Source organism: Streptomyces albidicamelliae, assembly GCF_025642175.1.
Taxonomy (GTDB): domain Bacteria; phylum Actinomycetota; class Actinomycetes; order Streptomycetales; family Streptomycetaceae; genus Streptomyces; species Streptomyces albidocamelliae.
The window spans coordinates 4,690,865-4,715,325 of sequence record NZ_CP106795.1; the positions used below are offsets into that span (position 1 = coordinate 4,690,865).

The 24,461-nt window shown below is 72.9% G+C and carries 19 protein-coding genes and 1 pseudogene; 15 read left to right on the forward strand and 5 right to left on the reverse strand.

Annotation, left to right across the window (positions count from 1 at the left end; translation table 11 throughout):
* Positions 1 to 55 precede the first annotated feature (55 nt).
* Positions 56 to 1,174 (reverse strand): phosphoserine transaminase, encoded by a 1,119-nt coding sequence (gene serC / locus N8I86_RS21640; protein WP_093475782.1) that lies wholly within the window; start codon positions 1,172 to 1,174, stop codon positions 56 to 58.
* A 156-nt stretch (positions 1,175 to 1,330) separates the two neighbouring features.
* Here serC and N8I86_RS21645 point away from each other — a divergent pair, with 156 nt between their 5' ends.
* The 4 genes from N8I86_RS21645 to N8I86_RS21660 all read left to right on the forward strand — a co-directional run bounded on the left by N8I86_RS21645 (position 1,331) and on the right by N8I86_RS21660 (position 7,298).
* Positions 1,331 to 4,237, forward strand: coding sequence for an FAD-binding and (Fe-S)-binding domain-containing protein (locus tag N8I86_RS21645; RefSeq protein ID WP_263278483.1), 2,907 nt, complete (start codon positions 1,331 to 1,333; stop codon positions 4,235 to 4,237).
* Positions 4,237 to 5,001 (forward strand): metallophosphoesterase family protein, encoded by a 765-nt coding sequence (locus N8I86_RS21650; protein WP_263278484.1) that lies wholly within the window; start codon positions 4,237 to 4,239, stop codon positions 4,999 to 5,001. Before N8I86_RS21645 ends, N8I86_RS21650 begins: the two co-directional genes overlap by 1 nt.
* An 82-nt stretch (positions 5,002 to 5,083) precedes the next feature.
* Positions 5,084 to 6,205, forward strand: coding sequence for a lipid II:glycine glycyltransferase FemX (locus N8I86_RS21655; protein ID WP_263278485.1), 1,122 nt, complete (start codon positions 5,084 to 5,086; stop codon positions 6,203 to 6,205).
* A 151-nt stretch (positions 6,206 to 6,356) separates the two neighbouring features.
* Complete coding sequence (locus tag N8I86_RS21660) at positions 6,357 to 7,298, forward strand: EamA family transporter (RefSeq protein ID WP_073888168.1); 942 nt, start codon at positions 6,357 to 6,359, stop codon at positions 7,296 to 7,298.
* A 21-nt stretch (positions 7,299 to 7,319) separates the two neighbouring features.
* On the opposite strand, the gene N8I86_RS21665 is transcribed toward N8I86_RS21660, so the two are convergent.
* Genes N8I86_RS21665 through N8I86_RS21675 form a run of 3 tightly spaced genes read right to left on the reverse strand, consistent with a single transcriptional unit; the run spans position 7,320 to position 9,094 of the window.
* Entirely contained in the window at positions 7,320 to 8,063 is a 744-nt protein-coding gene (locus tag N8I86_RS21665) for a class I SAM-dependent methyltransferase (RefSeq protein WP_263278486.1), read from the reverse strand.
* A gap of 34 nt (positions 8,064 to 8,097) precedes the next feature.
* The gene (locus N8I86_RS21670) at positions 8,098 to 8,289 is read right to left on the reverse strand and encodes a DUF397 domain-containing protein (RefSeq protein ID WP_263278487.1); all 192 of its coding nucleotides are present in this window, start codon (positions 8,287 to 8,289) and stop codon (positions 8,098 to 8,100) included.
* Entirely contained in the window at positions 8,219 to 9,094 is an 876-nt protein-coding gene (locus N8I86_RS21675) for a helix-turn-helix domain-containing protein (protein WP_385327885.1), read from the reverse strand. Before N8I86_RS21675 ends, N8I86_RS21670 begins: the two co-directional genes overlap by 71 nt.
* A 133-nt stretch (positions 9,095 to 9,227) precedes the next feature.
* On the opposite strand from N8I86_RS21675, the gene N8I86_RS21680 reads away from it, so the two are divergent.
* The 10 genes and pseudogenes from N8I86_RS21680 (at position 9,228) to N8I86_RS21725 (ending at position 22,420) form a co-directional block, all read left to right on the forward strand.
* Positions 9,228 to 10,937, forward strand: a complete 1,710-nt coding sequence (locus tag N8I86_RS21680; RefSeq protein ID WP_263278489.1) for an NAD-dependent malic enzyme — start codon at positions 9,228 to 9,230, stop codon at positions 10,935 to 10,937.
* A gap of 120 nt (positions 10,938 to 11,057) precedes the next feature.
* Positions 11,058 to 11,852 carry a TIGR03084 family metal-binding protein gene (locus N8I86_RS21685; RefSeq protein ID WP_073888178.1) on the forward strand — a complete coding sequence of 265 codons (795 nt, stop codon included), beginning with the start codon at positions 11,058 to 11,060 and terminating at the stop codon, positions 11,850 to 11,852.
* Positions 11,849 to 13,524, forward strand: a pseudogene (locus N8I86_RS21690) (acyclic terpene utilization AtuA family protein). Before N8I86_RS21685 ends, N8I86_RS21690 begins: the two are co-directional and overlap by 4 nt.
* On the forward strand, positions 13,521 to 15,119 hold the full coding sequence (locus N8I86_RS21695) for an acyl-CoA carboxylase subunit beta (protein WP_073888182.1): 1,599 nt from the start codon (positions 13,521 to 13,523) through the stop codon (positions 15,117 to 15,119). The pseudogene N8I86_RS21690 and the gene N8I86_RS21695 overlap by 4 nt, the downstream one beginning before the upstream one ends.
* A gap of 8 nt (positions 15,120 to 15,127) precedes the next feature.
* Positions 15,128 to 16,981 (forward strand): acetyl/propionyl/methylcrotonyl-CoA carboxylase subunit alpha, encoded by a 1,854-nt coding sequence (locus N8I86_RS21700; protein ID WP_263278490.1) that lies wholly within the window; start codon positions 15,128 to 15,130, stop codon positions 16,979 to 16,981.
* A gap of 7 nt (positions 16,982 to 16,988) precedes the next feature.
* Positions 16,989 to 18,149 carry an acyl-CoA dehydrogenase family protein gene (locus N8I86_RS21705; protein ID WP_073888185.1) on the forward strand — a complete coding sequence of 387 codons (1,161 nt, stop codon included), beginning with the start codon at positions 16,989 to 16,991 and terminating at the stop codon, positions 18,147 to 18,149.
* Between the two features lie 24 nt (positions 18,150 to 18,173).
* On the forward strand, positions 18,174 to 19,742 hold the full coding sequence (locus N8I86_RS21710) for a 4-coumarate--CoA ligase family protein (protein ID WP_263278491.1): 1,569 nt from the start codon (positions 18,174 to 18,176) through the stop codon (positions 19,740 to 19,742).
* The gene (locus tag N8I86_RS21715; protein WP_263278492.1) at positions 19,739 to 20,476 is read left to right on the forward strand and encodes an enoyl-CoA hydratase family protein; all 738 of its coding nucleotides are present in this window, start codon (positions 19,739 to 19,741) and stop codon (positions 20,474 to 20,476) included. Before N8I86_RS21710 ends, N8I86_RS21715 begins: the two co-directional genes overlap by 4 nt.
* Positions 20,477 to 20,480: 4 nt before the next feature.
* A complete protein-coding gene (locus N8I86_RS21720; RefSeq protein WP_073888235.1) occupies positions 20,481 to 21,113 on the forward strand; it encodes a TetR/AcrR family transcriptional regulator in 633 nt (210 codons plus the stop codon).
* A gap of 275 nt (positions 21,114 to 21,388) precedes the next feature.
* Entirely contained in the window at positions 21,389 to 22,420 is a 1,032-nt protein-coding gene (locus N8I86_RS21725; RefSeq protein WP_263278493.1) for an isopenicillin N synthase family dioxygenase, read from the forward strand.
* 55 nt (positions 22,421 to 22,475) lie between these two features.
* On the opposite strand, the gene N8I86_RS21730 is transcribed toward N8I86_RS21725, so the two are convergent.
* Positions 22,476 to 23,576: a citrate synthase 2 gene (locus N8I86_RS21730; protein ID WP_073888239.1), complete on the reverse strand. Its 1,101-nt coding sequence runs from the start codon at positions 23,574 to 23,576 to the stop codon at positions 22,476 to 22,478.
* A 176-nt stretch (positions 23,577 to 23,752) separates the two neighbouring features.
* Between N8I86_RS21730 and pdxH the strand changes: the two genes are divergently transcribed.
* On the forward strand, positions 23,753 to 24,439 hold the full coding sequence (gene pdxH, locus N8I86_RS21735) for a pyridoxamine 5'-phosphate oxidase (protein WP_073888241.1): 687 nt from the start codon (positions 23,753 to 23,755) through the stop codon (positions 24,437 to 24,439).
* Positions 24,440 to 24,461: the final 22 nt, after the last annotated feature.

The window sequence follows — 24,461 nt, forward strand, 5'->3', positions numbered from 1 at the left end:
AAGAGGCGTCCGGTTGTCCGCCGGGCGCCTCTCGTCGTCGTACGACCGGTACCGGCTACAGCTTCTCGATCACGTGGTCGACGCACTTCGTCAGCGCCTCGACGTCCGCCGGGTCGATCGCCGGGAACATCGCGACGCGCAGCTGGTTGCGGCCCAGCTTGCGGTACGGCTCGGTGTCCACGACGCCGTTGGCGCGCAGCACCTTGGCGACGGCGGCCGCGTCGATCTCGTCGGAGAAGTCGATGGTGCCGATGACCTGCGAGCGCTTGGCCGGGTCCGCCACGAACGGGGTCGCGTACTTGGACTCCTCCGCCCAGGAGTACAGGCGGGTCGAGGAGTCCTTGGTGCGGGCCGTGGACCAGGCGAGACCGCCCTGGCCGTTGAGCCACTCCAGCTGCTCGTTCAGCAGGAAGAGGGTGGCGAGGGCCGGGGTGTTGTAGGTCTGGTTCTTGCGGGAGTTGTCGATCGCCGTGGGCAGCGAGAAGAACTCCGGCACGTGCCGGCCGGACGCGTGCACCCGCTCGGCGCGCTCGATCGCGGCCGGGGAGAAGACGCCGATCCACAGGCCGCCGTCGGAGGCGAAGGACTTCTGCGGGGCGAAGTAGTAGACGTCGGTCTCGGCGATGTCGACCGGGAGGCCGCCCGCGCCGGAGGTGGCGTCCACCAGCACGAGCGCGCCCTCGTCGGCGCCGGCCACGCGCTTGATCGGCATGGCCACACCGGTGGAGGTCTCGTTGTGCGTGAAGGCGTACACGTCGACGCCCGCCTCCGCGCGCGCCTCCGGGTGGGTGCCCGGGTCGGCGGAGACGACGGTGGGCTCGGCCAGCCAGGGGGCGAGCTTGGCGGCCTTGGCGAACTTCGAGGAGAACTCGCCGAACGTGAGGTGCTGGGACTTGGACTCGATCAGACCGTGGGTGGCGATGTCCCAGAAGGCGGTGGAGCCGCCGTTGCCGAGGACCACCTCGTAGCCCTCGGGCAGGGAGAACAGCTCGGAGATGCCCTCGCGGACCTTGCCGACCAGGTTCTTCACGGGCGCCTGGCGGTGGGAGGTGCCGAGGAGGGAGGTACCGGTGGCGGCGAGGGCGTCCAGCGCCTCGGTGCGCACCTTGGAGGGACCCGCGCCGAAGCGTCCGTCGGCGGGCTTGATGTCAGAGGGGATCTGGATGTCGGCCACGCAAGGAGGTTAACCGCTGGTGGATCGCCGGGTGGAGACGTGTCCGTCCGATGAGACGAGATCACCGGGACGTGGACTTGTGATGTCGTACGACAATTACGGCGGGGCTGTGGACAACTCGCGGTGACCGTCCGTGTCCGGATGCATGCTGGACGCATGACAGATCTCGCGACCGCGCTGCGCAGGGCCGTCCGGGGTGAGGTCGGCTTCGACGTCACCGCCCGGGCGCTGGTCACCATGGACGCGTCCAACTACCGGCGTGTTCCGCTGGGTGTGGTCGCGCCGAGAGACGCCGACGACGTGGAAGCCGCGCTGGAGGTGTGCCGGGCGCGGGGAGTGCCGGTGGTGGCGCGCGGCGGTGGCACGTCGATCGCCGGGCAGGCGACGGGCACGGGTGTGGTGCTGGACTTCACCCGGCACATGACCGGCCTGCTGGAGCTGGACCCGGGCAGCCGCACGGCCGTCGTGCAGCCCGGACTGGTCCTGGACCGGCTCCAGGAGGCCGCCGCCCCGCACGGGCTGCGGTTCGGCCCGGACCCCTCCACGCACAGCCGGTGCACGCTCGGCGGGATGATCGGCAACAACTCGTGCGGCTCCCACTCGGTCGCCTGGGGCACCACCGCGGACAGTGTCCGCGAGCTGTCCGTCGTCACCGCGCGCGGCCGGCGGCTGCGGCTCGGCCGGGACTGGGCCGGGGCACCGGACGGCCTGCGAGAGCTGGTGGAGGGCGACCTGGCCCGCCTGCGCACGGGATTCCCGGACCTGCCCCGCCGCATCTCCGGGTACGCGCTGGACGCGCTGCTGCCCGAGAAGGGCGCCGACGTCGCCCGCTCCTTCTGCGGCTCCGAGGGCACCCTCGGCATCCTCACCGAGGCCGTCGTGGACCTGGTGGAGGCCCCTCGCGCCCGTGCCCTGGCCGTGCTGGGGTACGGCGACGAGAGCGCCGCCGCCGAGGCCGCGGCGGGACTGCTGCCCCACGGGCCGCTGACCGTCGAGGGCATGGCGGCCGACCTGGTGCGCGAACCGGCGGGGCTGCCCCGGGGCGGCGCCTGGCTGTTCGTCGAGACCGGCGGGGAGTCGGCGGCGGGGGCACGCGCGCGTGCCGAGGAGATCGTGCGGGCGGCCGGCACCGCGGACGCGCTGGTCGTCACCGACCCGGCCGCCCAGCGGGTGCTGTGGCGCATCCGCGAGGACGCCAGCGGCACGGCCACCCGGATGCCGGACGGCAGCGAGGCCTGGCCCGGCTGGGAGGACTGCGCGGTGCCGCCCGCGCGGCTCGGCGCCTATCTGCGCGACTTCCGCGCACTGCTGGCGCACCACGGCCTGCGCGGCACGCCGTACGGCCACTTCGGCGACGGCTGCATCCACGTCCGCATCGACTTCGACCTGCTCACCGAGGCGGGCGTCGGCCGTTTCCGCGGCTTCTCCGAGGACCTGGCCGACCTGGTGGTGGCCCACGGCGGCTCCCTGTCCGGGGAGCACGGCGACGGGCAGGCCCGCGCGGAGCTGCTGCCCCGGATGTACGGCGCGCAGACGGTCCGCCTGTTCGAGCGGGCCAAGGCCCTGTGGGACCCGGACGACCTGCTCAACCCCGGCATACTGGTCCGCCCCGCCCCCCTCGACTCCCACCTGCGTTTCTCCGTCCTTCCGGGCCGCCCGGTCGACGTGGAGTTCGGGTACCCGGCGGACGGTGGCGACTTCGGCGCGGCCGTCCGCCGCTGCGTGGGCGTCGCCAAGTGCCGTACGGCCACGGCGGGCGGCCCCGCCGTGATGTGCCCCTCCTTCCGGGCGACCGGTGCGGAGGAGCACTCCACCCGCGGCCGGGCCCGGCTGCTGCACGAGATGCTCGCGGGTGAACTGGTCACCGACGGCTGGCGGTCCACGGAGGTGCGGGACGCCCTGGACCTGTGCCTGTCCTGCAAGGGCTGCCGCTCCGACTGCCCCGTGGGCGTCGACATGGCCACCTACAAGGCGGAGTTCCTGCACCATCACTACGCGGGCCGCCGCCGCCCCGCCGCCCACCACAGCATGGGCAGGCTGCCGGAATGGCTGCGCCTGGCCGCCGCCACGCGGACGGCCCCGCTGCTCAACGCGCTCGCCGCGGGCGGCCCGTCGGCGCGGCTCGCCAAGCACCTGGGCGGTATCGCTCCCGAACGGCGGCTGCCCCGCCTGGCGACGCGGACGTTCACCGGATGGTGGCGCCGGAGGAAACCCGTCCGGAGCGACTGCGGCACACTGGTCGTGCTCTGGCCGGACACGTTCACCGAGCATCTGTCACCGTCCGTCGGCCGGGCCGCCGTCAGGGTGCTGGAGGCCGCCGGGCTGCGGGTGGCGCTGCCGCCGACGCTCGTCCCGCGCCGGGGTGCCATCGGGGACGGCAGGACCAGGGCGGCGACCGCGCTGCTCGCCGCCCGCCGGGGCCGGGTCTGCTGCGGCCTCACCTATGTCTCCACCGGCCAACTCGACCGCGCCCGCACGGTCATGCGCCGCACGCTGGACCTGATGGAACCGGTGCTGCGGGCCGGCGTCCCCGTCGTCGTCCTGGAACCGAGCTGCGCGGCGGCCCTGCGCACCGACCTGCCCGAGCTGCTGCCCGACGACCCGCGCGCCGCCCGGCTGGCCGCGTCCGTCGTCACCTTCGCGCAGGTGCTGCGGCGGTACGCCCCCGACTGGACACCGCCCGCCGTCGACCGCCCTGCCGCCGGGCAGACCCACTGCCACCAGCACGCGGTCCTCGGTGACGAGCCCGACCGCGGGCTGCGCGAGTCCGCGGGCCTCACCGGCGAGCTGAGCGGAGGCTGCTGCGGCCTCGCGGGCAACTTCGGCTTCGAGAAGGGCCACTTCGAGGTGTCCCGGGCCTGCGCGGAGGAGCAGCTCCTGCCGGCGGTGCACGCGGCACCGGCGGACACGGTGATCCTCGCGGACGGCTTCTCCTGCCGCACCCAGCTGGAGCAGCTCGCGGGCGTGCGCGGCCGGCACTTGGCGGAAGTGCTGGCGGCGGCGCTGGACGAGGAGCCGGCGGACGTGCCGGACCGTGAGGCCCAGGGGGGAGGAGCCGGCTGATGGAGGAGTACGTCCGGCTGGCCGTCCTGTCCGACGTCCACGGTGTGCTGCCCGCCCTGGAAGCCGTGCTGGCGGAGCCCGAGGTGGCCGCCGCCGACCGGATCGTCCTCACTGGGGACATCACGGCGGGCCCGCAGCCGGGCGCCGTGCTGGACCTGCTGCGGGCGCAGGGCGAGCGGGTGCTGTGGATCGGCGGGAACGCGGACCGGGAGCTGGTGGAGTACCGGCGGGGCGAGCGGACGGAGATCCCCGACCCCATCGGCCCCTTCGCCGCACGCGAACTCACCGGGGAACAGGTGGACTTCCTCGCGGCCCTGCCCCGCACGCTCACCCTGCGCGTCCGCGGTCTCGGCACCGTCCTGTTCTGCCACGCCACCCCCCGCGACGACGAGGAGGTCGTGCTCGTCGACTCCCGCCCCGCGCGCTGGGCCGAGGTCCTCACCGGCCTCGACGCGGGAATCGGCACGGTGGTCTGCGGCCACACCCACATGCCCTACGTCCGCCTCGCCCACGGCCGCCTGGTGGTCAACCCCGGCAGCGTCGGCATGCCCTACGGCCGGCCGGGCGCCCACTGGTGCCTCCTCGGACCCGGCACCGACCTGCGCGTCACGCCGTACGACGTACCGGCGGCCGTGGCCCGGCTGGTCCGGGAGTGCGCCTACCCGGACATCGCCGAGTGGGCCGGCTACTTCCTGCACGCCCGCGCGACCGACACGGAGGTGCTGGACGCGTGGGGGCCGAGGGACGGCAGGGGTGATTCGTAGGGTGGGACGACCGCGATCTTCCCGGTGATCTCTGAAGGGTGATCCCTGAAGGGTGATCCCTGAATTCCAAGGAGCCCCGCGCATGAGTCCCACCGTCCGGCCGATCAGCCGCGCCGAGCATCTGGCCTTCGTGGAGGCGCGTCCCTCGGCCAGCCACATGCAGGTGCCGTCGTGGGGCGATGTGAAGGCCGACTGGGAGGCGGAGAGCCTGGGCTGGTTCGAGCCGGACGGCCGGCTCTCCGGGGTGGGGCTGGTGCTGCTGCGCCCCCTGCCCAAGGTGAGGCGCTATCTGGCCTATCTGCCCGAGGGGCCGGTCATCGACTGGGCCGCGCCCGATCTGGAGCGCCGGCTGGAGCCGATGGTGGCGTACCTCAAGGGCAGGGGCGCCTTCTCGGTGAAGATGGGGCCGCCCGTGGTGGCGCGGCGCTGGAGCCCGGAGGCGGTCAAGGCCGCGATCGCGGACCCGGCCGCGCACCGGCTGGCGGACGTGCCGCCCACGTCGTACGAACAGGGCGCCGTCGACCTGGCCGCCCGGCTGCGCCGGATGGGCTGGCGGCGGAGCGAGGCGGGCGGGGAGGAGGGCTTCGCCGCCGGGCAGCCGCGGTACGTGTGCCAGGTGCCGTTCGCCGGGCGGTCCCTCGACGACGTCCAGCGGGGGCTGAACCAGCAGTGGCGGCGCAACGTCCGCAAGGCCGAGAAGGCGGGCGTGAAGGTCGTCCGCGGGGGCCACGACGACCTGCCGGTCTTCTACGACCTCTACACCGAGACCGCCGAACGGGACCGGTTCATCCCCCGCCCGCTGCCGTACTTCCAGCGGATGTGGACCGCGCTCACCGCCGAACACCCCGACCGGATGCGGCTGTACCTCGCCCACCACGAGGGCGAGGTGCTCGCCGCGGCCACGATGCTGGTCGTCGGCGGGCACGTCTGGTATTCCTACGGCGCCTCCACCAGCCGCAGGCGCGAGGTGCAGCCCAACAACGCGATGCAGTGGCGCATGATGTGCGACGCCCATGAGCTGGGGGCGCACGTCTACGACTTCCGGGGGATCACCGACACCCTGGAGGAGTCGAACCACCTGCTCGGTCTGCTCCGCTTCAAAGTGGGCGCGGGCGGCGAGGCCGTGGAGTACGTGGGGGAGTGGGACCTCCCGCTGAACCGCCTGCTGCACAAGGCGCTCGACGTCTACATGACCCGCCGCTGAGAACGGTCCGGTTCGGCATCCGAGAGGCGGCCGTCTCAGCATCCAGGACAGTGACATAAGCGCTTCACACTCCTGACAAGGGTCTACTACCCTGGACTCGGCAGTACATCAAGGTGAACAGATCCGCTTCCGAGCCAGCCAGGACCGCCACGTGAGCACCCGCAGCGCCACCGCGCCACCGACGCACCACGCACCCGCATCCCCGGGCGGTGGCACCCCGGGCCGTCTCGGCTCCCTCGGCCCGGTCGGACTCGTGCTGGCGGGCGGCGTCTCGGTGCAGTTCGGCGGCGCCCTCGCGGTGACGCTGATGCCCCGGGCGGGCGCGCTCGGGGTGGTGACCCTGCGGCTGCTCGTCGCGGCCGTGGTCCTGCTCGTCGTGTGCCGGCCCCGGCTGCGCGGGCACTCCCGCACCGACTGGGGCACGGTGATCGTGTTCGGCATCGCCATGGGCGCGATGAACGGCCTCTTCTACTCGGCGGTCGCCCGCATTCCGCTCGGCCCGGCGGTCACCCTGGAGGTCCTCGGCCCGCTGGCCCTGTCCGTGCTGGCCTCCCGCCGGGCGGTGAACGCGATCTGGGCCGGCCTCGCGCTCGCGGGCGTCTTCCTGCTGGGCGGCGGAGGCTTCGGCGGGCTCGATCCCGTCGGTGTCGGCCTCGCCCTCGGGGCCGGCGCCATGTGGGCGGCGTACATCGTCTTCAGCGCGCGCACGGGCCGCCGCTTCCCGCAGGCGGACGGTCTCGCCCTCGCCATGGCGGTCGCGGCCCTGCTCTTCCTGCCCCTCGGCATCGCCGAGTCGGGCGGCCGCCTGCTGAACCCGACCACCGTCGCCCTGGGCTCGGCGGTCGCCCTGCTCTCCTCGGTCCTGCCCTACACCCTCGAACTCCTCGCCCTGCGCCGCCTGCCCGCCTCCACGTTCGCGATCCTCATGAGCCTGGAGCCGGCCCTCGCGGCGACGGCGGGCTTCCTGATCCTCGACCAGGCCCTGTCCGCCATGGAGGCGGCGGCGATCGCCCTGGTCATCGCGGCGAGCATCGGCGCGGTACGGACCCAGGTGGGCCGGGGGAAGCCGCTGCCGAAGGTCCCGGAGGCGTGACGCGTCCCGCTGCCGGAGCTTTCAGGCGGCGGGTTTCTCCCACACCGACACGTGCTGCCGGCTGTCACCGGTGAAGGGCTCCCGGGTCCAGCCGTCCCACCGCTCGCGCAGGCGCAGCCCCGCGATCCGGGCCATCAGGTCCAGCTCGGCGGGCCACACGTAGCGGAACGGGATCTCCAGGTACCGGCCGCGCCCGTCCACGACCTCCACGTGGTGCGAACTCATCGACTGCGTCGCCACGTCGTACAGGTCGAAGCCGAGCCGCCCGCCGTCCACCCGGAACGGCACCGCGTCCTGCCCGGGCGGCAGCCGGCGCAGATCCGGCACCCCGACCTCGACGACGAAGCAGCCGCCGGGCGCGAGATGCTCCGCCGCGTTGCGGAAGCAGTCGACCTGGGCGTCCTGGGAGGTCAGGTTCATGATCGTGTTGTAGACGAGGTAGGCGACGGAGAAGACGCCGTCCACCTTCGCCGACGCGAAGTCCCCGACCGTCACGCCGATCGCGTCACCGCCCGGCTTGTCCCGCAGCCGCCGCAGCATCGCCCGGGACAGCTCGATCCCGTGCACCTCGACCCCGCGCCGCGCCAACGGCAGCGCGATCCGCCCGGTCCCGACCCCGAACTCCAGCGCCCGCCCACCGTCCCCGGCGAGCCCCGCGAGAAACCCGGCGACCGGCTCCACGACGTCGTCCGCGAACATCTCCGCGGACGACTCGTCGTACCGCGCCGCGACCGCTTCCCCGAAGTAACCGTCGTCTCGTGTCACGGGTGGGACGTTATCTCCGGCCGCGGGCGGCGGCTCAGCCTTTCACCGACTCCACGAAGGCCGACCAGGCCGTGGGCGGGAACAGGAGGGTGGGGGCGGGGGCCTTGGAGTCGCGGACGGCGGTGAGGGGGGCGAGGTGGGCTACCTCGACGCAATCACCGCCGTTGCTGCCGCTGTAGGACGACTTTCGCCATATCGTGCCCGTCAAGTCCCGGCTCGTGTCCATAGCGCTCCTCCAGCACCCGGCCAATCAGGGCCGCCGACTCCCTTGGGGAGAGGGCTTCCGCCTGGAGGCGAGCGTAGCCGAGGGAACGCTCCCTGATCACTTGCGGATTGGCCGTCATGTGCCCCGAGTCGTAGTTCTCGCTGTAGTAGAGGTCGGGGTGCCCTTCGAACCGCAGGAGGTTGAACGAGCCCATCAATCCGGTGTTCTGGCCCACCGAGAACGGCAGAACCTGGAGTTCCATCCACGGTCTGCCGTAGAGCCCTGCCAGATGGACGAGTTGCTCGCGCATGACCTCTCGGCCGCCGACCTCCCGGTACAGCACCGCCTCGTCGAGGACCACCCACAACACAGGTGGCTGCTCCTGGCTGAGGAGCCGCTGGCGGTCCAGTCGTGCTGCCACCATCGCGTCGAGCCGGTCCGACTGGTCTACACCGAGAACTGCCCGTGCATACGACTCAGTCTGCAGAAGGCCGTACACGAGCTGGCACTGGTAGGTCGAGATGTACGTCGCCTTGGCCTCCATGTCGGCGTACTGCTGAAACCAGCTCGGCAACTGGCTCCGCAGCACCATCCCCACCAGGCGCGAGAACAACCCACCCGTCCCCAGCGCAGCGTCCAACCGCTCGGAGAAGTCCCGTTGCGGCACCCTCGCCGCCGTTTCGATCTGGCCGATCAGCGACCCCGTGCAGAAGACGACCGCACCGAGCTGCGCCAGCGTCAGCCCGGCCGACTCTCTCGCCCGCCGCAGCTCGTAGCCGTAGTAGTCCAGCGGCGACGCGCTCGGGTCCAGTTCGCGGCTGCGCACACCCACCACCTCCCCTCACCGAGAGTAGCGAGCGGCATGCGCCGGGGAGTCGGCAACGGGTGAACGTCACCCTGCGGATCCTCCCTCCCTCCGTCACCCTGGAAAGGAGAATCGGAACCGGAGAGGTGATCCAGTGACCGGGAACAGCGGCTCCCCCCGACCCCTCAGGATCACCGCCCGCGGCCGGGCCGTCCTCGCCGATCCCCGGATCAACCGCGGTACGGCGTTCACCGGCGAGCAGCGCCGGGCGCTGGACCTGGTCGGGCTGGTCCCCCCGCGCGTGCTCACCCAGGACGAGCAGGCCGACCGCGCCTACGGGCAGTTCCGGGACCAGGCCGGCGACCTCGCGAAGAGCGTGTACCTGACCGCCCTGCACGACCGCAACGAGGTGCTGTTCTACCGGCTCGTCGGCGACCACCTGGAAGAGATGCTGCCCATCGTCTACACCCCGACGGTCGGCACGGCGATCCGCCGCTACAGCACCGAGTACCGCCGCCCCCGCGGCGTCTACCTCTCCGTGGACGCCCCCGAGGACGTCGAACGGTCCCTGCGCGCGAGCGGCCTCGGCGCCGACGACGTCGACCTGATCGTGGCCACGGACGGCGAGGGCATCCTCGGCATCGGCGACTGGGGTGTCGGCGGCATCGACATCGCGGTCGGCAAGCTGGCCGTCTACACGGCCGCCGCCGGCATCGACCCGCGCCGCACCCTGCCCGTCATGCTCGACGTCGGGACCAACCGCCCCGAACTCCTCGACAACCCCCTCTACCTGGGCAACCGGCACCCGCGCGCCGACCGGGACACCTACGACGCCTTCATCGACGCCTACGTCACCACCGCGGCCAAGCTCTTCCCGAACGCCCTGCTGCACTGGGAGGACTTCGGCCCCGCCAACGCCCGCCGCGTCCTCGACCGCTACCGCGACCGGGTCTGCACCTTCAACGACGACATCCAGGGCACCGGCGCGGTCAACCTGGCCGCCGTCCTCTCCGGTGTCCGCGCCACCGGTGTGCCGCTGCCCGAGCACCGGATCGTGGTCTTCGGCGCGGGCACCGCCGGTATCGGGGTCGCCGACCAGTTGCGGGACGCCCTCGTCGGGGAGGGCCTGTCCGTCGAGCAGGCCACCGACCGCTTCTGGTGCGTCGACCGCTACGGCCTGCTCACCGCCGACCAGGGTGAGGCGCTGCGCGACTTCCAACTGCTGTACGCACGCCCGGTGGACGGGACCGACGGCTGGCGGCGCGACGAGAACCTGCCCGGGATCCCGCTCGGCGAGGTGGTCCGCCGGGTCCGCCCGACCGTCCTCATCGGCACCTCCGGCCAGGCGGGTGCCTTCACCGAGGACATCGTCCGCGAGATGGCCGCCCACACCGGGCGGCCGATCATCCTGGCCATGTCCAACCCCACCGAACTGGCCGAGGCCACCCCCGCCGACCTGCTCGACTGGACCGACGGCAAGGCGCTGGTCGCCACGGGCAGCCCCTTCGCCCCGGTGGAGCGGGACGGGACGACGTACGAGATCGGGCAGGCCAACAACGCCCTGGTCTTCCCCGGCCTGGGCCTCGGGGCGATCGCCGTGCGGGCCTCCCGGATCACCGACCGCATGCTCCGTGCGGCGGCGGACGCGGTGGCCCGCCGGACCGGTGACGCGGACGTCGCGCTGCTGAACGCGCCGCTCCTGCCGCCGATCCGGGAACTGCGCGGCACCTCCGAGGCGGTCGCCGTGGCCGTGGCCCGGACGGCCGTCGAGGAAGGCGTCGCCCGGACCGTCCCGGACGACGTCGAGGCGGCCGTGCGCGCGGCGCGCTGGGAGCCGGTGTACCCGCCGGTGGAGGCCGTCTGACCGACGGCGGACCGGCCGTACCCCGAGACCGCTCGAAGCCGGCGGGCCTCCTGTGGCCCGCCCGATGAATTCATGCAAGCACGCTTGATTGTTTCTGGGCCCGCTGCCATGCTCCCTCCCATGGCCGACCCGACGCCCGTCATCGACGACCTGCGTGCCGAGAGCGACGAACTCGACCTGCTCGTCGCACAGTTGAGCTCCGAGCAGTGGACGCTTCCGACTCCCGCGCCCGGCTGGACCGTCGCCCACCAGATCGCGCACCTCGCCTGGACCGACCACTCGGCGCTGCTGGCCGTCACCGACGCCGACGCCTTCCACACGCTGGTCGAGAAGGCCCTCACCCGCCCCGGCTCGTTCGTCGACGAGGGCGCGGAGGACGGCGCCCGGCTCCCGGTCGCGGAGCTGCTGGCATCGTGGCGCGCCGGACGCACCGCGCTGGACGCGGCCCTGCGCGAGGCACCACCGGGCGGCCGCTTCCCCTGGTACGGCCCACCCATGTCCGCCGCGTCCATGGCCACCGCCCGGCTGATGGAGACCTGGGCCCACGCGCTGGACGTCGCCGACGCCCTGGGCGTGGTGCGCCCGCCCACCGGGCGGCTCCGGCACGTGGCGCGGCTCGGGGTGCGGACCCGCGACTTCGCCTTCGGCGTGCACGGACTCACCCCGCCCGCGGAGGAGTTCCGGGTGGAACTGACCGCACCCGACGGCGGGACGTGGGCGTACGGCCCCGAGGACGCCCCGCAGCGCGTCACCGGCCCCGCCCTCGACTTCTGCCTCCTGGTCACCCAGCGCGCCCACCGCGGCGACCTCGCGCTGAGTGCCGAGGGCCCCGGCGCCGACCGCTGGCTCGACATCGCCCAGGCCTTCGCGGGCCCGCCCGGCACCGGCCGCCCGCCCAAGGAGGGCACCGAGTGAACCCGCTGCGCATCGGCAACTTCTCCGGCTTCTACGGCGACCGCGCCGACGCCCTGCGCGAGATGCTCACCGGTGGCGAACTCGACGTCCTCACCGGCGACTACCTCGCCGAGCTGACCATGCTGATCCTCGCCCGCGACCGGCTGAAGGACCCCTCCGCCGGGTACGCCCGCACCTTCCTGCGCCAACTGGAGGACTGCCTCGGCCTCGCCCACGAACGCGGCGTGCGGATCGTCACCAACGCGGGTGGCCTCAACCCGGCCGGACTCGCCGACGCCGTCCGGCAGCTGGCGGGCCGGCTCGGCATCCCGGCGAAGGTCGCGCACGTCGAGGGCGACGACCTCACCGCCGCGCACCCCGGCACCCTCGCCGCCCACGCCTACCTCGGCGGGTTCGGCATCACCGAGTGCCTGCGGGCCGGCGCGGACGTGGTGGTCACCGGCCGGGTCACCGACGCGGCCCTGGTCACCGGTCCCGCCGCCGCCCACTTCGGCTGGCGGCCGGGGGACCACGACCGCCTCGCCGGCGCGGTCGTCGCCGGGCACGTCCTGGAGTGCGGCACGCAGGCCACCGGCGGCAACTACGCCTTCTTCCGGGAGGGCGACGTACGCCGTCCCGGCTTCCCGCTCGCCGAGATCCACGCCGACGGCAGCAGCGTCGTCTCCAAGCACCCCGGCACCGGCGGCTTCGTCGACGTCGGCACGGTCACCGCCCAGCTGCTGTACGAGACCGGGGGCGGCCGGTACGCGGGACCCGACGTCACCGCCCGGCTGGACACCGTACGGCTGAGCCAGGACGGACCGGACCGGGTGCGGATCGAGGGAGTGCGCGGAGAGGCGCCACCGCCGACGCTCAAGGTGGGGCGCAACCGGCTGGGCGGCTTCCGCAACGAGGTCGTCTTCGTCCTCACCGGGCTCGACATCGAGGCCAAGGCGGACCTGGTCCGCGAGCAGCTGTCCGACGCACTCGCCAAGTCGCCGCCCGCCGAGACCCGCTGGGAGCTGGTCCGCACCGACCGGGCCGACGCCGACACCGAGGAGACCGCGAGCGCCCTGCTGCGGCTCGTCGTACGGGACCCGGACCAGCAGGCCGTCGGACGGGCGCTGAGCGGGGCCGCCGTCGAACTGGCGCTGGCCGGCTACCCGGGCTTCCACGTGCTCGCCCCACCCGGGAAGGGCGCACCCTACGGGGTCTTCGAGGACGTGTACGTCCCCCAGGACGCCGTCGGCCACGAGGCGGTCCTGCCCGACGGACGCCGGGTCCCCGTCCCGCCGCCCCGCGAGACACGCGCCCTGGACGACGTACCGCCACCGCCGCCGCCCGGGCCCCCGCCGCCCGGACCGACCCGGCGCGCCCCCTCGGCCTGGTCGCCGGAGCCCGCAGCGGCGACAAGGGCGGCGACGCCAACGTCGGCGTGTGGGCACGGTCGGACGCGGCCTGGCGCTGGCTCGCCCACGAACTCACCACCGACCGCTTCCGCCAGCTGATCCCCGAGAGCGACGGCCTGCGCGTCACCCGGCACGTGCTCCCCAACCTGCGCGCCCTCAACTTCGTCGTCGAAGGCATCCTCGGCGCGGGCGTCGCCGCCCAGCACCGCTTCGACCCGCAGGCCAAGGCCCTCGGCGAATGGCTGCGCTCCCGCCACCTGGACATCCCGGAGACCCTCCTGTGACGGTTCTCAGCACCTCCCTGGACCCCGCGGGCGCCGACCACCGGGCGGCCCGCGAGACCATGCTCGCCAAGCTCGCCGACCTGGAGACCGAGCACGCCAAGGCGCTCGCGGGCGGCGGCGACAAGTACGTCGCCCGGCACCGGGCGCGCGGCAAGCTGCTCGCCCGCGAACGCATCGAACTGCTCCTCGACCCCGACACCCCCTTCCTGGAGCTGTCCCCGCTCGCCGCCTGGGGCAGCGACTACACCGTCGGCGCCTCCCTGGTCACCGGCATCGGCGTGGTCGAGGGCGTGGAGTGCCTGATCACGGCCAACGACCCGACCGTGCGCGGCGGCGCCAGCAACCCCTGGAGCCTGAAGAAGGCCCTGCGCGCCAATGACATCGCCCTCGCCAACCGGCTGCCCTGCATCAGCCTCGTGGAGTCCGGCGGCGCCGACCTGCCCTCGCAGAAGGAGATCTTCATCCCGGGCGGGGCCATCTTCCGCGACCTCACCCGGCTCTCCGCCGCCGGCATCCCGACCGTCGCCGTCGTCTTCGGCAACTCCACCGCCGGGGGCGCCTACGTCCCCGGCATGTCCGACCACGTGATCATGGTCAAGGAACGCGCCAAGGTGTTCCTGGGCGGGCCGCCGCTGGTGAAGATGGCCACCGGCGAGGAGAGCGACGACGAGTCCCTCGGCGGCGCCGAGATGCACGCGCGCGTCTCCGGCCTCGCCGACTACTTCGCCGTGGACGAGCCCGACGCCCTGCGGCAGGCCCGCCGCGTCGTCGCCCGCCTCAACCACCGCAAGGCGCACCCGGACCCCGGCCCGGCCGCACCGCCGAAGTACGACCCGGAGGAACTCCTCGGCATCGTCCCCGGCGACCTGAAGACCCCCTTCGACCCGCGCGAGGTCATCGCCCGGATCGTCGACGCCTCCGACTTCGACGAGTTCAAGCCGCTGTACGGCACGAGCCTCGCCACCGGCTGGGCGAGCCTGCACGGCTACCCCGTCGGCATCCTCGCCAACGCCCAGGGCGTCCTGTTCAGCGAGGAGTCCCAGAAGGCCGCCCAGTTCATCCAGCTCGCCAACCAGCGCGACATCCCGCTGCTCTTCCTGCACAACACCACCGGCTACATGGTCGGCAAGGAGTACGAGCAGGGCGGCATCATCAAGCACGGGGCGATGATGATCAACGCGGTGAGCAACAGCCGGGTCCCCCACCTGTCCGTGCTCATGGGCGCCTCCTACGGCGCCGGGCACTACGGCATGTGCGGCCGCGCCTACGACCCCCGCTTCCTGTTCGCCTGGCCCAGCGCCAAGTCCGCCGTCATGGGCCCGCAGCAGCTCGCGGGCGTCCTCTCGATCGTCGCCCGGCAGTCGGCGGCGGCCAAGGGACAGCCCTACGACGACGACGCGGACGCCGCCCTGCGCGCGATGGTGGAGCAGCAGATCGAGTCCGAGTCGCTGCCCATGTTCCTGTCCGGGCGGCTCTACGACGACGGCGTCATCGACCCGCGCGACACCCGCACCGTCCTCGGCCTGTGCCTGTCCGCCCTCCACACCGCCCCCTACGAGGGCGCGCGCGGCGGCTTCGGCGTCTTCCGGATGTGAGGAACCCAGTGATCACTTCTGTCCTCGTCGCCAACCGCGGCGAGATCGCCTGCCGCATCTTCCGCACCTGCGCGGAACTCGGCATCCGCACCGTCGCCGTGCACTCCGACGCCGACGCCGACGCGCTGCACACCCGCACGGCCGACACGGCGGTACGGCTGCCCGGCGCCGCCCCCGCGGACACCTACCTGCGCGGCGACCTCGTCGTGAAGGCCGCCCTGGCCGCCGGCGCGGACGCCGTCCACCCCGGCTACGGCTTCCTCTCCGAGAACGCCGACTTCGCCCGCGCCGTCACCGACGCCGGCCTGACCTGGATCGGCCCGCCGCCACGGGCCATCGAGGCCATGGCGTCCAAGACCCGCGCCAAGGAACTCATGGGCCTCGCCCCCCTCGCGGCGGCCGACGTCACCGAGGACGACCTGCCGCTGCTGGTGAAGGCCGCCGCGGGCGGCGGTGGCCGCGGCATGCGCATCGTGCGCCGCCTCGACGAACTGCCCGACGCACTGGACGGCGCCCGCACCGAGGCCGCGAGCGCCTTCGGCGACGGCGAGGTCTTCGTGGAGCCGTACATCGAGCACGGCCGGCACGTCGAGGTGCAGATCCTCGCCGACACCCACGGCACCGTCCGGCCCCTCGGCACCCGCGACTGCTCCCTCCAGCGCCGCCACCAGAAGGTCGTCGAGGAGGCCCCGGCCCCCGGACTGCCCGACGCGCTCACCGAGGAGCTGTACGCACTCGCCGTACGCGCCGCACGCGCCGTCTCCTACGTCGGTGCCGGCACGGTCGAGTTCCTGGTCGCCGACGGCCGCGCGCACTTCCTGGAGATGAACACCCGCCTCCAGGTCGAACACCCCGTCACCGAGGCGGTGTTCGGCATCGACCTGGTCGCGGAACAGATCCGCGTCGCCGAGGGCCACCCCCTGCCCGCCGACCCGCCCGCCGCGCACGGCCACGCCGTCGAGGGCCGCCTGTACGCCGAGGACCCCGCCCGCGACTGGGCCCCCCAGACCGGCACCCTGCACCACCTCGCCGTACCGGCGGGCGTCCGCCTGGACACCGGCTACACCGACGGCGACGAGATCGGCGTCCACTACGACCCGATGCTCGCCAAGATCGTCGCCCACGCCTCCACCCGCGCGGAAGCCATCCGCAAACTGGCCGGGGCCCTCGAACGCACCGCCCTGCACGGCCCGGTCACCAACCGCGACCTGCTCGTCCGCTCCCTGCGGCACGACGAGTTCACCACCGCCCGCATGGACACCGGCTTCTACGACCGCCACCTCGCCGAACTCACCGGGTCCGCCCCCGACCCCCTCGCCCCGCTGGCCGCCGCCCTCGCCGACGCCCACGGCCGCTCCCGCTTCGGCGGCTGGCGCAACGTCCCCGCCCAGCCACAGACCAAACGCTACGAGCTGGCGGGCGAGGAGATCGAGGTCAGCTACCGGCACACCCGTCACGGACTCGCCGCCGACGGCGTCCGCGTCGTCCACGCCGACGCGCACACGGCCGTCCTCGAAGCCGACGGCGTCCGGCACCGGTTCGAGATCGCCCGCTACGGCGACCAGGTGTACGTCAACACCACCCGCCTCACCGCCCTGCCCCGCTTCCCCGACCCCACCGCCCAGCTCACCCCCGGCTCCCTGCTCGCACCGATGCCGGGCACGGTCGTCCGCATCGCCGAAGACCTGCGGGAAGGCGCGACCGTGCAGGCCGGCCAGCCCCTGATCTGGCTGGAGGCGATGAAGATGCAGCACCGGATCACCGCGCCGGTCACCGGCACGCTCAGCGCCCTGCACGCCAAGGCCGGCCAGCAGGTCGAGCCGGGCACGCTGCTCGCCGTCGTACAGGAAACCTCGTCCTAGGAGCCCCATGACCGCCGTCATCGAGTCCGAAGAGCACAAGGCCCTCCGATCCGCCGTCGCCGCCCTCGGCAAGCGCTACGGCCGCGACTACCTCACCCGCACCATCGCCGAGGGCAAGCACCTCACCGAACTCTGGTCCGAGGCGGGCAAGCTGGGCTACCTCGGCGTCAACCTCCCCGAGGAGTACGGCGGAGGCGGCGGCGGCATCACCGACCTGTCCATCGTCCTCGAAGAACTGGGCGCCGCCGGCTCCCCGCTCCTCATGCTCGTCGTGTCCCCGGCCATCTGCGGCACCGTGATCTCCCGCTTCGGCACCGAGGAGCAGAAGCGCACCTGGCTCCCCGGACTCGCCGACGGCACCCGACTCATGGCCTTCGGCATCACCGAACCCGACGCCGGCTCCAACAGCCACCGCATCACCACCACCGCCCGCAAGGACGGCGCGGACTGGCTCCTCACCGGCCGCAAGGTCTTCATCTCCGGCGTCGACATGGCCGACGCCGTCCTGATCGTCGGCCGCACCGAGGACGCCCGCACCGGACGCCTCAAGCCCTGCCTGTTCATCGTCCCCACCGACGCCGAGGGCTTCCACAAGAACCCCATCGACATGGAACTCAAAGCGGCCGAGAAGCAGTTCGAGCTCGTCCTCGACGACGTACGGCTGCCCGCCGACGCCCTCGTGGGCGACGAGGACGCCGGACTGCTGCAACTGTTCGCCGGACTCAACCCCGAACGGATCATGACCGCCGCGTTCGCGATCGGCATGGGCCGCCACGCCCTCGGCAAGGCCGTCGAGTACGCCCGCGACCGCACCGTCTGGAAAGCCCCCATCGGCGCCCACCAGGCCATCGCCCACCCCCTCGCCCAGGCCCACATCGACCTGGAACTCGCCCGGCTGATGACGCAGAAGGCGGCCCACCTCTACGACGCCGGCGACGACATCGGCGCGGGCGAGGCCGCCAACATGGCCAAGTACGCGGCCGGAGAAGCCTGCGTGAAGGCCGTCGACCAGTCCGTGCACACCCTCGGCGGCAACGGACTCACCCGCGAATTCGGCCTCGCCTCATTGATAACCGCCGCACGCGTGGCTCGTATTGCTCCGGTGAGCCGGGAGATGATTCTCAACTACGTCTCCCACCAGACCCTGGGTCTGCCCAAGTCGTACTGACCGACCTGAGCGCGAGGAGGAACCGTGTTCCGCAGCGAGTACGCAGACGTTCCGCCCGTAGAACTCCCCATCCACGAAGCCGTCCTCGGCGGGGCCGCCGCATTCGGCGACCGGCCCGCCCTCGTCGACGGCACGGACGGCACCACCCTCACGTACGAGCAGGTGGACCGGTTCCACCGGCGCCTCGCCGCCGCCCTCGCCGACGCCGGCGTCCGCAAGGGCGACGTCCTCGCCCTGCACAGCCCCAACACCATCGCCTTCCCGACCGCGTTCTACGCGGCCACCCGCGCGGGCGCCTCCGTCACCACCGTGCACCCCCTCGCCACACCCGAGGAGTTCGCCAAACAGCTCGCCGACAGCCGCGCCCACTGGATCATCACCGTCTCCCCGCTGCTGGCCGCCGCCCGCCGCGCCGCCGAACTCGCGGGCGGCATAAGGGAGATATTCGTGTGCGACCAGGCACCCGGACACCGCTCCCTCATCGACCTGCTCGCCACCACCGCGCCCGAACCACGGATCGACATCGACCCGGCCGAGGACGTCGCCGCACTGCCGTACTCCTCCGGCACCACCGGCATCCCCAAGGGCGTGATGCTCACCCACCGGCAGATCGCCACCAACCTCGCCCAGCTCGAACCCGCCGTCCCCGCGGGCCCCGGCGACCGCATCCTCGCCGTCCTGCCGTTCTTCCACATCTACGGCCTGACCGCCCTCATGAACGCGCCCCTGCGCCACGGCGCCACCGTCGTCGTCCTGCCCCGCTTCGACCTCGAAACCTTCCTCGCCGCGATCCAGACCCACCGCATCACCGGCCTCTACGTCGCCCCGCCCATCGTCCTCGCCCTCGCCAAACACCCCGCGGTCACCCACTACGACCTGTCCTCGCTGCAGTACGTCATCAGCGCCGCCGCCCCCCTCGACGCCCAGCTCGCCCGCGCCTGTGCCGAACGCCTCGGCCTGCCCCCGATCGGCCAGGCCTACGGCATGACCGAGCTGTCCCCCGGCACCCACGTCGTCCCCCTCGACCGCCTCCACCAGGCCCCCGCCGGCACCGTCGGCCGGCTCATCGCCGGCACCGAGATGCGCATCGTCTCCCTCGACGACCCCGGCAAGGACCTCGGCACCGGCGAACCCGGCGAGATCCTCATCCGCGGCCCCCAGGTCATGAAGGGCTACCTCGGCCGCCCCGACGCCACCGACGCCATGATCGACACCGACGGCTGGCTGCACACCGGCGACGTCGGCCACGTCGACACCGACGGCTGGCTCTTCGTCGTCGACCGCGTCAAGGAACTCATCAAGTACAAGGGCTTCCAGGTGGCCCCCGCCGAACTGGAAGCCCTGCTGCTCACCCACCCCGGCATCGCCGACGCCGCCGTCATCGGCGCCTACAACGAGGACGGCACGGAAGTCCCGCACGCCTTCGTCGTCCGCCAGCCCACCGCCGACGGCCTGAACGAGAACGAGGTCATGCTGTACGTCGCCGAACACGTCGCCCCCTACAAACGGGTCCGGCAGGTCACCTTCCTCGACGCCGTACCCCGCGCCGCCTCCGGAAAGATCCTGCGCCGGCAACTCAGGGAGCACGCATGACCCCGCCCGTCGGCCGCACCCGCGACCGCGCCGTCGAAACCCTCAGCCTCGACGCCGTCGACACCCGCAACGCACTCTCCGCGCCCCTCGTCGACGCCCTCGCCGCCGCCCTGACCGACTGCGCCGCCGACGACGACGTACGCGCCGTCGTCCTCACCCACACCGGCAACACCTTCTGCGCCGGCGCCGACCTCCGCGACCCGCCCCACCCCGACGCCCTCGTCGGCCTGCTCCGGCAGATCGTCGCCCTGCCCAAACCCGTCGCCGCCCGGATCACCGGACACGTCCGCGCCGGCGGCCTCGGCCTGCTCGCCGCCTGCGACCTGGCCGCCGCCGCCCACACCGCCACCTTCGCCTTCACCGAGGTCCGCATCGGCGTCGCCCCCGCGGTGATCTCCCTGCCCCTGCTGCCCCGCGCCGACCCCCGCACCCTCGCCCGCTACTACCTCACCGGCGAACGCTTCGGCCCACCGGAAGCCCTCCGCCTCGGCCTGCTCTCAGCCACCGCCGACGACGCCGACGAAGCCCTCGCCCCCCTCCTCGACGGCCTGCGCCGCTCCTCGCCCCAGGCCCTCGCGGAGACGAAACGGCTGCTCACGGCTAGGGTGCTGGAGACATTCGACCGGGACGCGGCCGACCTCACCGCACTCTCGGCCCGGCTGTTCTCCTCCGACCAGGCCCGGGAGGGGATGACGGCCTTCCTCGAACGACGGGACGCGGCATGGGTGGTGTGAACACGTGAGCACGACGGCGGAACACGGACGCCCGCCCGGATCCCACCCCAAACCCGACCGCAGCCCCAAACAGGACCGCAGCCGCGCCACCCGGCAACGACTCCTCGAAGCCGCCGTCGCCTGCCTCGCCGAACACGGCTGGGCAGGCTCCACGGTGTCCGTCGTCGCCGAACGCGCCGGCGTCTCCCGGGGCGCCGCCCAGCACCACTTCCCCACCCGCGAGGACCTCTTCACCGCGGCCGTCGAATACGTCGCCGAAGAACGCTCCACCGCCCTGCGCGCGCTCTTCCCGCACGGCACCACCGGAGACACCCGCGCCGTCGTCACCGCCGTCGTCGACCTCTACACCGGCCCCCTCTTCCGCGCCGCCCTCCACCTGTGGGTCGCCGCCTCCAACGAGGACCAGCTGCGCGCCCGCGTCACCGAACTCGAGGCCCGCGTCGGCCGCGAGACCCACCGCATCGCCGTCGACCTCCTCGACGCCGACGAATCCCGCCCCGGTGTCCGCGAAACCGTCCAGGGCTTCCTCGACATGGCCCGCGGCCTCGGCCTCGCCAACCTCCTCACCGACGACACCACCCGCCGCCGGCGCGTCGTCGCCCAGTGGGCCGCCCTCCTGGAGCAGGCACTCGCCTGAGCCACCCGCCACCGGCCACTGATCACCGGCACCCCCGGCGGCCCCCAGTGAGCCGCGCCACAGGCGTATCCGACGGCACGCAGTACCCTTGGCCCATGCTTCCGATGCTCGTCCGACGCCGCCACGTGGACTACGTGCGCGTCACGAGCATGGGCTGTCGGCGCTTCTCCGCCTGACACAGCCCCCTGCCTTCTTCTCTTTCTCCCTTACTTCCGGCACCCGGGGCCGCCACACCCCCGCGGCCACCCGTGCCCCGTACACCCTGCGGACGCATCATGACCCAGCACACCGCGACGACCCCGTCGTACGACCAGCTCCCGATCATCGACCTGTCGGCCGCCGACCGCGACCCCCGGGCCCGCGCCCTGCTCCACGCCCAGCTGCACAGCGCCGCCCACGACGTCGGTTTCTTCCAGCTCGTCGGACACGGCGTGACCCGCGCCGAGACCGACGCCCTGCTCACCGCGATGCGCGCCTTCTTCACCCTCCCCGAAGCCGACCGGCTCGCCATCGACAACGTCAACTCCCCCCACTTCCGCGGCTACACCCGCACCGGCGACGAACGCACCGCCGGCGCCCGCGACTGGCGCGACCAGCTCGACATAGGCGCCGAACGCCCCGCCCGCGAACCCGGCCCCGGCGAACCCTCCTACTGGTGGCTCCAGGGCCCCAACCAGTGGCCCGCCGCCCTCCCCCAACTGCGCACCGCCGCCCTCGCCTGGATCGACAGGCTCAGCGCCGTCGCCCAGCGCCTCCTGCACGAACTGCTCACCGCCATCGGTGCCCCCGCCGGCTTCTACGACCCGATCTTCGGCGAGCACGCCCACCCGCACCTCAAGCTCGTCCGCTACCCCGGCAGCGCCGGGGACGGCACCGACCAGGGCGTCGGCGCCCACAAGGACTACGGCTTCCTCACCCTGCTCCTCCAGGACACCGTCGGCGGCCTCCAGGTCCAGCGCGAGGACGGCCGCTTCCACGAAGTCCCGCCCATCGAGAACGCCTTCGTCGTCAACCTCGGCGAACTCCTCGAAGTCGCCACCGACGGCTACCTGCTGGCCACCAACCACCGAGTGGTCAGCCCGCCCGGCGCCACCGAACGCTTCTCCGTGCCGTTCTTCTACAACCCCCGCCTGGACGCCCGGATCGAACCCCTGCCCTTCCCGCACGCGTCCACCGCCCCCGGCATCACCGACGACCCCACCAACCCCCTGTACGCCGAATACGGCTACAACGAACTCAAGGGCAAGCTGAGGGCGCACCCGCTGGTGGCCGAGAGGCACCACACGGGCCTTCTCACCCCGGCATGAGCGACGAGCGAGAGGGGGCGCGGGCGGCAGCCGCCCCGCGCCCCCGCCGCCTCCCCTAGTGGGCGATGTCCGCGTACCCCGAGACGTCCTCCGGCCGCCGCGCCCCCGGCCCCACGTACCGGGCCGACGGCCGCACCAGCCGGCCCGTCCGCTTCTGCTCCAGGATGTGCGCCGACCACCCCGCGGTCCGCGCACACGTGAACATCGACGTGAACATGTGCGCCGGCACCTCCGCGAAGTCCAGCATGATCGCCGCCCAGAACTCCACGTTCGTCGCCAGCACCCGGTCCGGCCGGCGATTGTGCAACTCCTCCAGCGCGGCCTTCTCCAGCGCCTCCGCGATCTCGAACCTCGGCGCCCCCAGCTCCCGCGCCGTGCGCCGCAGCACCCGCGCCCGCGGATCCTCCGCCCGGTACACCCGGTGCCCGAACCCCATCAGCCGCTCACCCCGGTCCAGAGCCTGTTTGACGTAGGCCTCCGCGTCCCCGGTCCGCTCGATCTCCTCGATCATCCCCAGCACCCGCGACGGCGCCCCGCCGTGCAGCGGACCCGACATCGCACCGACCGCGCCCGACAGGGCGGCGGCCACGTCCGCACCGGTGGAGGCGATGACCCGCGCCGTGAACGTCGACGCGTTCATCCCGTGCTCCGCGGCCGACGTCCAGTACGCGTCCACGGCGGCCACGTGCTTCGGGTCCGGCTCACCCCGCCAGCGGATCATGAACCGCTCCACGACCGAGCCCGCCTTGTCGATCTCCCGCTGCGGCACCATCGGCAGACCCTGCCCCCGCGCGGACTGGGCGACGTACGACAGCGCCATCACCGCGGCCCGGGCCAGATCCGCGCGCGCCTGCTCCGCGTCGATGTCCAGCAGCGGCTTCAGACCCCACACCGGCGCGAGCATGGCCAGCGCGGACTGCACGTCCACCCGGATGTCACCGGAATGCACCGGGATCGGGAACGGCTCCGCGGGCGGCAGACCGGGATTGAAGGCCCCGTCGACCAGCAGTCCCCACACGTTGCCGAAGGAGACGTGCCCGACCAGATCCTCGATGTCGACGCCCCGGTAGCGCAGGGCACCGCCCTCCTTGTCGGGTTCGGCGATCTCCGTCTCGAACGCGACGACTCCTTCGAGCCCGGGTACGAAATCGGACATCAGGCGGCTCCTCGTGATGTGTCGGCGGCGGTCACCCCGGTGATGCCCCGATCGGCCGGTGGTCACCCGTGGTCACCCATACCGCAAGGGAACCAGCACGATAACTCCCGGTGCCGCACTTGGGGAGACCACTCGACACCCGGTGCCACGACCGTCCGATACGGCAGGATGACCGCGTGACCGACCGCGAACCCCTCCTGGACCCCGTCCTCGACCCCGCCGCCATGCGCAAGCAGTACCGGGCAGAGGGCCTCGCCGAACAGGACTTGGCCACGCACCCCATGGACCAGTTCGCCCGCTGGTTCGAGGACGCCGCCCGCGCGGCCCTCCACGGCACGGTCTACGAACCCAACGCGATGATCGTCTCCACCGCGGACGCCGCCGGCCGCCCCAGCTCACGCACGGTCCTGATGAAGCAGTTCGACACCGACGGCTTCGTCTTCTACACCAACTACAACTCCCGGAAGGCCCGCGACCTCGCGGAGAACCCGCACATCTCGCTGCTCTTCCCCTGGCACCCGCTGGCCCGCCAGGTCATCGTCACCGGGACCGCGCAGCGCACCGGCCGCGACGAGACCGCCGCCTACTTCCGCACCCGCCCGCACGGCTCCCAGCTGGGCGCCTGGGCCAGCGCCCAGTCCACGGCCATCGCCTCCCGCGCGGAACTCCAGGCCGCCTACGACGACCTCGCGTCCCGCTACCCCGAGGGCGAACAGGTCCCGGTCCCCCCGCACTGGGGCGGCTACCGCATCACCCCGGAGACGATCGAGTTCTGGCAGGGCCGCGAGAACCGCCTCCACGACCGCCTGCGCTACACCGCCACCCCGTCCGGAACCTGGCAGACGGAACGCCTGAGCCCCTGAGAACGCAGACGACCCGCGGGCT